Origin of the sequence: Pseudomonas sp. 8BK (genome assembly GCF_902506475.1) — a bacterium.
Classification (GTDB): Bacteria; Pseudomonadota; Gammaproteobacteria; order Pseudomonadales; family Pseudomonadaceae; genus Aquipseudomonas; species Aquipseudomonas anguilliseptica.
Map to the genome: position 1 here is coordinate 1765601 of NZ_LR733252.1, position 12762 is coordinate 1778362.

Consider the following 12762-nt stretch of genomic DNA (forward strand, 5'->3'; position numbering starts at 1 on the left):
CTCCTTTAAATGGCTGAATTTTTTTAACTTTTCCTGTTGACGACCTGAAACGGTCTCTATAACATTCGCCCCGCTTGTCGAGCACAGCCAGTAGCTGGGTAAGACGGCAAAGGTCGAAGCTGCAAAGTTTTTTCCGAAGCCGAAAGCTTTAAGTCTGCATCTGCAGATGGATAGGCGCCCGTAGCTCAGCTGGATAGAGCATCCGCCTTCTAAGCGGATGGTCGCAGGTTCGAGTCCTGCCGGGCGTGCCATTTGGCGGTCTTGGCTCAAGCAAAATGCAATATGGTGGGCGTAGCTCAGTTGGTAGAGCACAGGATTGTGACTCCTGTTGTCGTGGGTTCGATCCCCATCGTCCACCCCATATTCCAAAGCGCCAGGTTAATTCCTGGCGTTTTTGTATAAAGCTTTACCACGCGGACGTGGTGGAATTGGTAGACACACTGGATTTAGGTTCCAGCGCCGCAAGGCGTGAGAGTTCGAGTCTCTCCGTCCGCACCATCTTTTAGCTCCCTCCCGTTTGCCGCCTGCATCTAGGGTGACTTCTGCAAATCGACCCTCTAGAATGCATGCCCTTGATTAGGGGCCGGCAAGCGGCCGGCTTATGTCTGTGCAACGAGGATTATCCATGCAAGTTTCTGTTGAAAGTACCTCTGCTCTCGAGCGCCGTATGACCGTTGGCGTCTCTGTTGAGCGCATCGAGACTGAAGTCAACAAGCGTCTGCAGCAGACTGCCCGTCGTGCCAAGGTCCCTGGTTTCCGTCCTGGCAAAGTGCCAATGAGCGTGATCCGTCAGCGTTATGAAGATGCTGCGCGTCAGGAAGCGCTGGGTGACCTGATCCAATCCACTTTCTACGAAGCCGTTGTTGAGCAGAAGCTCAATCCAGCTGGCGCTCCGGCCGTTGAGCCGAAGTCGTTCGAGAAAGGCAAGGATCTGGAATACGTTGCGACCTTCGAAGTATTTCCGGAGTTCACTGTTGGTGGCTTTGAGTCCATCGCCATCGAGCGCCTGCAGGCTGACGTAGCTGATGCTGACGTCGACAACATGCTGGAAATCCTGCGCAAGCAGAACACCCGTTTCGAAGCCGCCGAGCGCGCTGCCGAGAATGGTGACCAACTGAACATCGATTTCGTTGGCAAGATCGACGGTGAGGCCTTCGCGGGCGGTTCGGCCAAGGGCACTCAGCTGGTTCTCGGCTCCGGTCGCATGATCCCAGGCTTTGAAGATGCACTGGTGGGCGCCAAGGCGGGCGAAGAGCGCGTAATCAATCCGACTTTCCCGGCTGATTATCAAAACCTCGACCTGGCTGGCAAAACTGCCGAGTTCACCGTCACCGTCAACAGCATCGCGGCACCTCAACTGCCTGAGCTGAATGATGACTTCTTCGCCCTGTTCGGCGTGAAAGAAGGCGGTCTGGAAGGTTTCCGCGCTGAAGTGCGCAAGAACATGGAGCGCGAGCTGCGCCAAGCCATCAAATCCAAGGTTAAAAACCAGGTGATGGACGGTCTGCTGGCTGCCAATCCGATCGAAGTGCCGAAAGCACTGATCAGCAATGAAGTAAATCGTCTGCGCGTGCAGGCCGTTCAGCAGTTCGGTGGCAACCTCAAGCCTGAGCAACTGCCAGCTGAGCTGTTCGAAGAGCAAGCCAAGCGTCGTGTTGTGCTGGGTCTGGTTGTGGCTGAAGTGGTCAAGCAGTGCGAACTGAAGCCGGATGAAGCCCGCGTTCGCGAAATGATTCAGGAAATGGCTTCGGCTTACCAAGAGCCTGAGCAGGTTGTGGCTTGGTACTACAAAAACGACCAGCAAATGAACGAAGTGCGTTCGGTTGTACTGGAAGAGCAAGTTGTAGATACTGTTTTGCAGAAGGCCAACGTGACCGATAAAGCGGTCTCGTACGAAGAAGCTGTCAAGCCGGTAGAAGCACCACAAGCCGCCTGATTTCTTTACCTCGTTCGAACACGCCATAAGCCAGCCTCCGCGCTGGCTTATGCGTATTTGTGACATGACTATTTAGGGAGCGAGTGCAGCATGTCCCGCAATCCTTTTATGCAGCAAATGCCTGATATCCAAGCCGCTGGCGGCCTGGTGCCTATGGTTGTCGAGCAGTCAGCTCGCGGTGAACGCGCCTATGACATCTATTCGCGCCTGCTCAAGGAGCGGGTGATCTTTCTGGTTGGCCCTGTGGAGGACTACATGGCCAACTTGATCTGTGCGCAACTGCTGTTCCTTGAGGCGGAAAATCCGGACAAGGACATCCATCTGTACATCAATTCCCCGGGTGGCTCGGTGACGGCGGGTATGTCGATCTACGACACCATGCAGTTTATCAAGCCAAATGTGTCCACCACCTGTATTGGCCAGGCATGCAGCATGGGCGCATTCCTGCTGACCGCTGGCGCTGAGGGTAAGCGTTACTGTTTGCCGAACTCGCGTGTGATGATTCACCAGCCATTGGGCGGCTTCCAGGGGCAGGCGTCAGACATCGAAATCCACGCCAAGGAAATCCTCTTTATCCGCGAGCGTCTCAACACGCTGATGGCCAAGCACAGTGGGCGCACCCTGGAAGAAATCGAGCGCGATACCAATCGTGATAATTTCATGAGCGCCGAAGCTGCTCGTGAATACGGGTTGATAGACGCGGTGATTGAAAAGCGCCCCGCTTAATATAAGCAACTCAAAATAGGGTGGGGCGGCGTGTCCGGCCTCTGGCGGGCTTGAAAAAGCCCGCATAAGCCTTCATCTTGTGTTGCAAGCCTATCGGATTTGGATCGAACGAATGACTGACACCCGCAACGGCGAGGACAACGGCAAGTTGCTTTATTGCTCCTTCTGCGGCAAAAGCCAGCATGAAGTACGCAAATTAATTGCCGGCCCCTCGGTCTTTATCTGCGACGAGTGCGTCGACCTGTGCAATGACATCATCCGTGAGGAGGTGCAGGAAGCCCAGGCCGAGAGCAGCGCGCATAAATTGCCTGCTCCAAAGGAAATCAGCACCATCCTTGATCAGTATGTGATCGGTCAGGAGCGTGCGAAGAAGGTTCTAGCGGTAGCGGTGTACAACCACTACAAGCGACTCAATCAGCGCGACAAGAAAGATGATGTCGAGCTGGGTAAGAGCAACATTCTGCTGATCGGTCCAACCGGCTCGGGTAAGACCCTGCTGGCGGAAACCCTGGCGCGCTTGCTTAACGTACCGTTCACCATCGCCGATGCCACCACCCTGACCGAAGCCGGTTATGTGGGTGAAGACGTCGAGAACATTATTCAGAAGTTACTGCAGAAGTGTGATTACGATGTGGAAAAAGCCCAGATGGGCATCGTCTACATCGACGAAATCGACAAGATCTCGCGCAAGTCGGATAACCCGTCGATTACCCGCGACGTGTCGGGTGAGGGCGTGCAGCAGGCACTGCTCAAGCTGATCGAAGGCACTGTGGCTTCTGTGCCGCCGCAAGGCGGCCGCAAGCATCCGCAGCAGGAATTTCTGCAAGTTGATACGCGCAATATTCTGTTTATCTGCGGTGGTGCTTTTTCAGGTCTGGAGAAAGTCATCCAGGGCCGTTCGAGCAAGGGCGGAATCGGTTTCAATGCCGAAGTTCGCAGCAAGGAAGAGGGCAAAAAAGTCGGCGAGTCACTGCGCGCCGTTGAGCCTGATGATCTGGTCAAGTTCGGTCTGATTCCTGAGTTCGTGGGCCGCTTGCCGGTCATCGCGACACTGGATGAGCTCGATGAAGCGGCGCTGGTGCAGATCCTGACTGAACCGAAGAATGCACTGACCAAGCAATACGCCAAGCTGTTCGAGATGGAGGGGGTAGAGCTGGAATTCCGTCCGGATGCGCTGAAGTCGGTTGCGCACAAGGCGCTTGAGCGTAAAACCGGTGCCCGCGGCCTGCGTTCGATTCTTGAAGGTGTCCTGCTCGATACCATGTACGAGATTCCGTCGCAGTCCGACGTCAGCAAGGTGGTTATCGATGAAAGCGTTATCGATGGCACCTCCAAGCCGTTGCTCATTTATGAGAACAACGAGCTGCCAGCCAAGGCTGCGCCTGACGCGTAACAGCGTTGTAACATGTTGAAAGCAAGGGGCCTGCGGGCCCCTTTGCTTTTGCTGCGCCAGCGCTTGTTTTTTGTTTGGGCTGCCCCCATCTTAGGGCTAAGGGTCATCCCATCTGTTTACGGCCGTATGGCCGCCGTAGAGCCGAAATCATGAAGACAACCATCGAATTGCCTCTCCTGCCGTTGCGCGATGTTGTGGTCTATCCGCACATGGTCATTCCGTTATTCGTCGGGCGTGAGAAATCCATTGAAGCCCTTGAGGCCGCAATGACGGGCGAGAAGCAGATCCTGCTTCTCGCGCAGAAGAATCCTGCCGACGATGACCCCGATGAGGCTGGCCTCTATCGCGTCGGTACTGTGGCTACTGTGCTGCAGTTGCTGAAACTGCCAGACGGCACCGTCAAGGTGCTGGTCGAGGGCGAGCAGCGTGGCGAGATCGAGCGTTTTATCGAGGTCGACGGTCATTGCCGGGCTGAAGTGCAGCTGATCGATGAGGTTGATGCTGCCGAACGTGAGTCCGAGGTTTTCACCCGTAGCCTGCTCAGTCAGTTCGAACAGTACGTACAGCTAGGCAAAAAGGTACCTGCCGAGGTGTTGGCCTCGCTCAATGGTATTGATGAGCCGAGCCGCTTGGTCGACACCATGGCCGCGCATATGGTGCTGAAGATCGAGCAGAAGCAGGAAATTCTGGAAATCACCGATCTGCAGGCGCGAGTCGAACATGTGCTGGCGCTGCTCGACGCAGAGATTGACCTGTTGCAGGTCGAGAAGCGCATCCGTGGTCGGGTCAAGAAACAAATGGAGCGTAGCCAGCGCGAGTACTACTTGAATGAGCAGATGAAGGCCATTCAGAAGGAGCTTGGCGACAGCGAAGACGGCCATAACGAACTCGATGAGCTGAAAAAGCGCATCGAAAATGCCGGCCTGACTGCTGAGGCGCACACTAAGGCCAATGCCGAGCTGAACAAGCTCAAGCAGATGTCGCCGATGTCGGCTGAAGCCACTGTGGTGCGTTCTTATATTGATTGGCTGGTCAATGTACCGTGGAAGGCGCAGAGTAAGGTGCGCTTGGATCTGGCGCGTGCCGAAGCAATTCTGGATGCCGACCACTACGGTCTGGATGAGGTCAAGGAGCGCATCCTTGAATACCTCGCCGTGCAAAAGCGCGTGAAAAAAATCAAAGGGCCGGTTCTTTGTCTGGTAGGTCCGCCTGGGGTGGGTAAAACCTCGTTGGCCGAATCGATTGCCAGCGCCACTAACCGCAAATTCGTGCGCATGGCCCTTGGTGGTGTGCGTGATGAGGCGGAGATTCGCGGTCACCGGCGCACCTATATCGGTTCTATGCCGGGTCGCCTGATTCAGAAGATGACCAAGGTCGGCGTGCGTAACCCACTGTTCCTGCTCGATGAAATCGACAAGATGGGGCAGGACATGCGCGGCGATCCTGCGTCTGCATTGCTTGAGGTGCTGGACCCGGAGCAGAACCACAACTTCAACGACCACTATCTTGAGGTTGATTACGACCTGTCCGATGTAATGTTCCTCTGCACGGCCAACTCGATGAACATTCCGGGGCCGTTGCTGGATCGTATGGAGGTAATTCGTCTTCCGGGTTACACCGAAGCCGAAAAGATCAACATCGCGATCAAATATCTGGCGCCCAAGCAGATTCAGGCTAATGGTCTGAAGAAGGTCGAACTGGTGTTTGAGGATGCAGCAATCCGCGACATCATTCGTTACTACACCCGCGAAGCAGGTGTGCGTGGTTTGGAGCGGCAGATTGCCAAGGTGTGCCGCAAGGTGGTCAAGGAGCATTCCACCGAGAAGCGCTTCCAGGTCACTGTTACGGCAGACTCGCTCGAACATCTCCTCGGCGTGCGCAAGCATCGCTACGGTTTGGCCGAGCAGCAGGATCAAATCGGCCAGGTGACTGGGCTTGCCTGGACCCAGGTTGGTGGTGAGCTGTTGACCATCGAGGCAGTTGTAGTCCCAGGTAAAGGCCAGCTGATCAAGACCGGCTCGCTCGGTGATGTAATGCTGGAGTCCATCACTGCTGCGCAGACCGTTGTACGCAGTCGGGCCAAGAGTCTGGGCGTGCCTGTGGACTTCTATGAGAAGCAGGACATTCATATCCATATGCCGGAAGGCGCGACGCCCAAAGATGGCCCCAGTGCAGGCGTTGGCATGTGTACGGCGCTGGTTTCAGCTCTGACACAGATACCTGTGCGTGCCGACGTGGCAATGACCGGTGAAATCACTTTGCGTGGTCAAGTATTGGCCATTGGTGGTTTGAAGGAAAAACTGCTGGCCGCTCACCGTGGTGGAATCAAGACCGTGATCATTCCGGAAGAGAATGTGCGCGATTTGAAAGAGATTCCGGAGAATATTAAGCAAGACCTGCAGATTAAACCGGTTAAATGGATTGACGAGGTCCTGCAAATTGCGCTGCAATACGCCCCGGAGCCCTTGCCTGATGCGGCTCCCATGGTTGCAAAGGATGAAAAACGCGAGACTGATTCCAAGGAGCGAATTAGCACGCATTAGCCGGAGGGGTTTCTTGACACATTTTTAGAGCCCTTGTTATAAAGCGGCTCTTATCGTGTCGGCAGGCTCTCCGCACCAGCTTCGCTTACATTTAAAAGCAAGAAATAAACTCAACAGAAATTAAGGGGACTTAAGAGTGAACAAGTCGGAACTGATCGATGCCATCGCCGCATCTGCTGATATCCCAAAAGCTGTTGCCGGCCGTGCGCTGGACGCAGTAATTGAATCCGTTACTGGCGCTCTGAAGGCTGGTGACTCCGTAGTACTGGTTGGCTTCGGCACTTTCGCTGTTAAAGAGCGTGCTGCTCGCACTGGCCGTAACCCACAAACTGGTAACCCGATCAGCATCGCTGCTGCCAAGATTCCAGGCTTCAAAGCCGGCAAAGCTCTGAAAGACGCTGTTAACTAAGCCTCTTTCGGTTTTGCCCAGCAGATCAGTTGAATGGCTGATCTGACGCGGGGCGGGGTGTTCAGTCAGGCATACCTTGCTGAACACGACGAATCAGTTGCTTGAGTTCGATCCGCTTCGCCAGTTACGAGAAGGCGCATCCACTGATGCGCCTTTCTTCTATCCGGATTTTACCCACACTGCGCGACTGCTTTATTTGTACAGTCGTTCTGGGGGACGCATGCTGCAAAACATCAGGGACAATTCACAGGGTTGGATTGCCAAAACCATCATCGGCATTATTGTCGCGCTGCTCGCGCTGACGGGTGTGGATGCCATTTTTACCAGCACCAGTAATAGTAAAAACGCTGCTGAAGTGAATGGCGAGAAGATCACTTCTGCCGAGCTCAGCCAGGCTGTCGAGATGCAGCGTCGCCAGCTGCTGCAACAGTTGGGTCGCGATTTCGATGCCTCCCTGCTGGACGAGAAGCTGCTGCGTGAAGCAGCCCTGAATGGCCTGGTAGAGCGCACTTTGTTGCTCGATAGTGCCAAAGACGCCAAGTTCGCCTTTTCGCAGCAGGCGCTGGATCAGCTGATCCTGAAAACACCTGAGTTTCTTGTCGATGGTCAGTTCAACGCTGAGCGTTTCGATCAGGTTATCCGTCAGCTGGGCTACAGCCGCTTGCAGTTCCGCCAGATGCTTGAGCAGGAAATGCTCATCGGTCAGTTGCGCGCAGGCCTGGCTAACAGCGGTTTTGTCACTGATGCCCAAGTGCAAGCTTTCGCCGCTCTGGAAAAGCAGACTCGCGACTTCGCCACACTGACCCTCAAAGCTGATCTGGATGCAGTCACGCTCAGCGATGACGACATCAAGGCCTACTACGACGCTCAGGCCAGCGAGTTCATGAGCCCTGAGCAGGTTGTGCTGGAATACGTCGAGCTGAAGAAAGATGCCTTCTTTGATCAGGTTGAAGTCACCGATGAGGCGCTGCAAAGCGCTTATCAGAGCGAAATCGCTAACCTTGCCGAACAGCGCCGTGCTGCGCACATTCTGGTTGAGGTCAACGATAAGCTGAATGACGAACAAGCTCAGGCCAAACTGGTCGCGGTGCAGAAGCGTCTTGAGCAGGGCGAAGATTTCGCCACGCTGGCCAAAGAGGTCTCCGATGACTCGGGTTCGGCAGGTGAGGGCGGTGATCTGGGCTTTGCCGGCCCTGGCGTATATGACCCGGCCTTTGAAGAAGCGTTGTATGCGCTGGACGAGAATGCTGTATCGGCTCCTGTACGCAGCGAGTTCGGTTGGCATCTGATCAAGCTGTTGGGTGTCCAGGCGCCGGAAGTGCCGAGCTTCGCCAGCCTGGAAGAGAAACTGCAGCGCGATCTCAAGGCGCGTCAGGTTGAGCAGCGCTTTGTCGAAGTTTCCAAAGATCTCGAAGACTCCGCGTTTGAAGCGTCGGATCTTGCTCAGCCAGCTCAGGAATTGGGTCTTGAGGTCAAGACCACTGAGGCGTTCGGTCGTCAGGGCGGCACTGAAGGCCTGACTGCCAATCGCCAGGTGATTCAGGCGGCATTCAGCGATGAAGTGCTGGAAGACGGCAGCAACAGCAGTGTAATCGAGCTCGACCCGAACACAGTGGTGGTGGTGCGCGTTAAGGAGCACAACAAACCTGAGCAGCTGCCGCTTGAGCAGGTCGCCGATAGCATCCGTGCCCAGCTGATCAAGGTTCGCGCAAGCGAAGCCGTGAAGGCTAAGGGTGAGGAGCAGCTGGCTGCTCTGCGCGATGGTCAGACCCCGGTTGCCCAGGCCGATGCTGCACAGGGGTGGAATGTCGTTGAGGCGGCCACTCGTAGCCAGGAAGGCGTTGAGCCGGTAGTGCTGCAGGCGTTGTTCCGCATGCCCAAGCCAGAGGCAGCCGACAAGCCGACTTTCGCCGGTATCAGCCTGAGCAATGGTGATTTCATGATCATCCGTCTCAATGGCGTGAGCCAGCCGGAGCAAGCCCTGTCGGATGAGGATAAGGCCATGTACAGCCGCTTCCTCGCCTCGCGTGTCGGTCAGCAGGACTTTGCTGCGTTCCGCAAGCAGCTGGAAGAGACAGCGGATATCGAGCGCTTCTGATCGATACTGCTGAATGTAAAAAGGCCGCTTATTCAAGCGGCCTTTTTTATGTCTGCCATCCGTGGCAGCAACTGTGCTGGTGGCGCAGGAAGAGCTGATCCCCCTGCGCGGACAATCCTACTCTTCCATGGCGCCCATGGCGGTGGTGTTGAAACCGCCGTCGACGTACATGATCTCGCCGCTGACGCCCGAGGCCAGATCGGAGCAGAGGAAGGCACCGGCGTTACCGACTTCTTCGATGGTCACGTTGCGACGCAGTGGGGTCTGCTTCTCATTGGCAGCGAGCATCTTGCGGAAGCTCTTGATGCCAGATGCGGCCAGGGTGCGGATCGGGCCAGCGGAGATGGCGTTGACGCGGGTGCCTTCTGGGCCGAGGCTGCCGGCCAGGTAGCGCACACCGGCTTCCAGGCTGGCTTTGGCCATACCCATGACGTTGTAGTTGGGCATGGTGCGCTCGGCGCCCAGGTACGACAGGGTCAGTAGGCTGCCATTGCGGCCTTTCATCATCTCGCGGCCAGCTTTGGCCAGGGCGACGAAGCTGTAGGCGCTGATATCGTGAGCGATGCGGAAACCTTCACGGGTGGTGACGTCGGTGAAGTCGCCATCCAGTTGATCACCAGGGGCGAAACCAACGGAGTGAACGATGCAATCCAGGCCGTCCCACTTCTTGCTCAGGGCTTCAAATACCGAGGCGATTTCCTCATCGTTGGCCACATCGCAAGGGAAGCACAGATCAGCGTTCGAGCCCCAATCAGCGGCAAAACCTTCGACGCGACCCTTGAGTTTTTCGTTCTGGTAGGTGAAAGCCAGTTCGGCGCCTTCACGGTGCATGGCTGCCGCGATGCCAGAGGCGATGGACAGTTTGCTGGCGACGCCAACGATCAGTACGCGCTTGCCGCTTAGAAAACCCATTTGTGTTGTTCCTCTTCCTGTCTACAAGGATTGGCAGGCAGTTGAAGAACTACCTGCGTGGCCATCACTGTATTTACCTTGCGCTGGCTACCTCGCCAACGCTTTTCAATAGCCGGTTAATCAGCTGGGGCCATAAAGGCTGCTTCCAGCAACTGCTGTGTATAGATGTCCTGTGGCGCAGCAAAGACACGTGCCGCCGGACCTTGTTCGACCACTTTGCCCTGTTTGACCACCATCACCTGATGGCTCAAGGCCCTGACTACCGCCAGGTCGTGGCTGATAAACAGGTAGGTAAGGTTGTATTTGGCCTGCAGCGAGCGTAGCAGCTCGACTACCTGGCGCTGTACGGTGCGGTCGAGGGCCGAGGTCGGCTCATCGAGCAGTATTAACGCAGGTTTCAGCACCAGAGCGCGGGCGATGGCGATACGTTGACGCTGGCCACCGGAGAACTCGTGGGGATAGCGGTGACGGGTTTCTGGATCCAGTCCTACCTCCACCAGTGCGTCGATAATCGCCTGTTCTTGCTCGGCTTCGCTGCCCATGCGGTGGATCTGCAAGCCCTCGCCGACAATCTGGCCAACGCACATACGCGGGCTGAGGCTGCCAAACGGGTCCTGAAACACCACCTGCATCTGCCGGCGCAGCGGGCGCACGTCGTGTTGCGAGAGCTGGTCGATGGCTTGGTCCTGGAAACGGATACCTCCCTGGCTGCCAAGCAGGCGCAGGATTGCCAGACCCAGGGTGGATTTGCCTGAACCACTTTCGCCAACGATGCCCAGGGTATGCCCCTGCGGCAGGCTGAAGTTGATGCCGTCCACGGCTTTGACATGGTCGACGGTGCGGCGCAGCAAGCCCTTCTTGATCGGGAACCAGACGCGCAGGTTGTCGATTTCCAGCATGGTTTTGCCAGGCGCCTGAGCGACCGGGCCACCCGTGGGCTCGGCGCCCAGCAGTTCGCGTGTGTAAGGGTGCTGCGGGTCTTTAAACAGCGTTTCGCATTCGGCTTGCTCGACGATATGCCCGCGTTGCATTACGCAGACGCGATGGGCAATGCGCCGCACCAGGTTGAGATCGTGGCTAATCAGCAGAATCGCCATGCCCAGGCGCGCCTGCAGATCCTTGAGCAGCTCAAGGATCTTCAATTGCACGGTGACGTCCAGGGCGGTGGTGGGCTCATCGGCGATAAGCAGCTCCGGCTCGTTGGCCAGGGCCATGGCAATCACCACGCGCTGGCGTTGGCCGCCCGACAGCTCGTGTGGGTAGGCCTTGAGGCGCTTATGCGGCTCGGGAATACCGACCAGCTCAAGCAGCTCTAAGGTGCGTGCGGTGGCGGCTTTGCCGCGCAGGCCTTTATGAAGGGCCAGCACCTCGTTGATCTGCTTTTCGATGCTGTGCAGCGGATTCAGCGAGGTCATGGGCTCCTGAAAGACCATGGCGATGCGGTTGCCGCGAATGCCGCGCAGTTTGTTCTCGTTCAGTTTGAGCAGGTCTTGCCCGGCGTACTGAATGCTGCCGCTGGGGTGTTGAGCCAGGGGGTAGGGCAGTAGACGCAGGATGGAATGCGCGGTGACCGATTTGCCCGAGCCGCTTTCGCCCACCAGGGCCAGGGTTTCACCGCGTTTGATGTCGAAGCTGACGCCTTCCAGCACACGCTGTTTCAGGCTGCCGGTGACGAATTCGACAGCCAGGTCGCGGACTTCGATGAGGGTGTTGGAATCGGTCATGTCATTTCCTCGGATCGAAGGCATCGCGTGCCGCTTCGCCGATAAACACCAGCAGGCTGAGCATCAGGGCGAGCACGGCAAAGGCGCTGATACCGAGCCAGGGCGCCTGCAGGTTGGATTTGCCCTGGGCCACCAGTTCGCCGAGTGACGGCGCGCCAGGCGGCAGGCCGAAACCGAGGAAATCCAGCGCGGTGAGGGTGCCGATCGCGCCGGTGAGGATAAACGGCATAAAGGTCATGGTGGAAATCATCGCGTTGGGCAGGATATGGCGGAACATGATCGAGCCGTTCTGCATGCCCAGCGCACGGGCTGCGCGCACGTATTCCAGGTTGCGCCCACGCAGGAACTCGGCACGCACCACATCCACCAGGCTCATCCAGGAAAACAGCAGCATGATGCCCAGCAGCCACCAGAAGTTCGGTTGCACGAAGCTGGCGAGGATGATCAGCAGGTAGAGCACTGGCAGCCCGGACCAGATCTCCAGAAAGCGCTGCCCAGCCAGGTCGACCCAGCCGCCATAGAAGCCTTGCAGGGCGCCGGCAAATACGCCTATCACCGAACTGGCCAGAGTCAGGATCAGGGCAAACAGCACCGAGATGCGGAAGCCATAAATCACCCGCGCCAGTACATCGCGGCCTTGGTCATCAGTGCCCAGCAGGTTTTCCGCCGAGGGTGGCGCGGGGGCGGGCACTTGCAGGTCGTAATTGATGCTGGAGTAGCTGTAGCGGATCGGCGGCCAGATCATCCAGCCGTCCTTTTCCTTGATCAGCTCTTGGATGTAGGGGCTTTTGTAGTTGGCCTGCAGCGGGAATTCGCCGCCGAAGGTGGTTTCCGGGTAGCGTTTGAATACCGGGAAATACAGCTCGTTGTCGTAGCCCACCACCAATGGTTTGTCGTTGGCGATCAGTTCGGCGCCGAGGGTGACGAAAAACAGTGCGAGGAACACCCACAGCGACCACCAGCCGCGTTTGTGCGCCTTGAACAGCTGGAAGCGGCGTTGATTGATTGGCGACAGTTTCAT

9 protein-coding genes and 3 tRNA genes are annotated in these 12762 nt (G+C 56.9%); 9 read left to right on the forward strand and 3 right to left on the reverse strand.

What is annotated here, in order from left to right:
- Positions 1–174 precede the first annotated feature (174 nt).
- The 9 genes from ACIN8IBEIGE_RS08070 to ACIN8IBEIGE_RS08110 all read left to right on the forward strand — a co-directional run bounded on the left by ACIN8IBEIGE_RS08070 (position 175) and on the right by ACIN8IBEIGE_RS08110 (position 9105).
- Positions 175–251, forward strand: a tRNA-Arg gene (locus tag ACIN8IBEIGE_RS08070).
- A 34-nt stretch (positions 252–285) separates the two neighbouring features.
- Positions 286–361: transfer RNA gene (locus tag ACIN8IBEIGE_RS08075), tRNA-His, on the forward strand.
- A gap of 52 nt (positions 362–413) precedes the next feature.
- A tRNA-Leu gene (locus ACIN8IBEIGE_RS08080) sits at positions 414–498 on the forward strand.
- 127 nt (positions 499–625) lie between these two features.
- A complete protein-coding gene (gene tig / locus ACIN8IBEIGE_RS08085; protein WP_160014192.1) occupies positions 626–1936 on the forward strand; it encodes a trigger factor in 1311 nt (436 codons plus the stop codon).
- Positions 1937–2026: 90 nt separating this feature from the next.
- Positions 2027–2662, forward strand: a complete 636-nt coding sequence (gene clpP, locus ACIN8IBEIGE_RS08090) for an ATP-dependent Clp endopeptidase proteolytic subunit ClpP (protein ID WP_160014193.1) — start codon at positions 2027–2029, stop codon at positions 2660–2662.
- 112 nt (positions 2663–2774) lie between these two features.
- Positions 2775–4055, forward strand: coding sequence for an ATP-dependent Clp protease ATP-binding subunit ClpX (gene clpX, locus ACIN8IBEIGE_RS08095; protein ID WP_160014194.1), 1281 nt, complete (start codon positions 2775–2777; stop codon positions 4053–4055).
- Positions 4056–4204: 149 nt separating this feature from the next.
- Positions 4205–6598: an endopeptidase La gene (lon, locus tag ACIN8IBEIGE_RS08100; RefSeq protein ID WP_160014195.1), complete on the forward strand. Its 2394-nt coding sequence runs from the start codon at positions 4205–4207 to the stop codon at positions 6596–6598.
- A 136-nt stretch (positions 6599–6734) separates the two neighbouring features.
- The gene (gene hupB / locus ACIN8IBEIGE_RS08105; protein ID WP_010490206.1) at positions 6735–7007 is read left to right on the forward strand and encodes a nucleoid-associated protein HU-beta; all 273 of its coding nucleotides are present in this window, start codon (positions 6735–6737) and stop codon (positions 7005–7007) included.
- Between the two features lie 220 nt (positions 7008–7227).
- Positions 7228–9105 carry a SurA N-terminal domain-containing protein gene (locus ACIN8IBEIGE_RS08110; protein WP_160014196.1) on the forward strand — a complete coding sequence of 626 codons (1878 nt, stop codon included), beginning with the start codon at positions 7228–7230 and terminating at the stop codon, positions 9103–9105.
- A 117-nt stretch (positions 9106–9222) separates the two neighbouring features.
- On the opposite strand, the gene fabI is transcribed toward ACIN8IBEIGE_RS08110, so the two are convergent.
- The 3 genes from fabI to ACIN8IBEIGE_RS08125 form a co-directional block, all read right to left on the reverse strand.
- Positions 9223–10017 carry an enoyl-ACP reductase FabI gene (gene fabI, locus ACIN8IBEIGE_RS08115; RefSeq protein WP_090255858.1) on the reverse strand — a complete coding sequence of 265 codons (795 nt, stop codon included), beginning with the start codon at positions 10015–10017 and terminating at the stop codon, positions 9223–9225.
- A gap of 116 nt (positions 10018–10133) precedes the next feature.
- On the reverse strand, positions 10134–11741 hold the full coding sequence (locus tag ACIN8IBEIGE_RS08120; RefSeq protein WP_160014197.1) for an ABC transporter ATP-binding protein: 1608 nt from the start codon (positions 11739–11741) through the stop codon (positions 10134–10136).
- Between the two features lies 1 nt (position 11742).
- The gene (locus tag ACIN8IBEIGE_RS08125; RefSeq protein WP_090255856.1) at positions 11743–12762 is read right to left on the reverse strand and encodes an ABC transporter permease; all 1020 of its coding nucleotides are present in this window, start codon (positions 12760–12762) and stop codon (positions 11743–11745) included.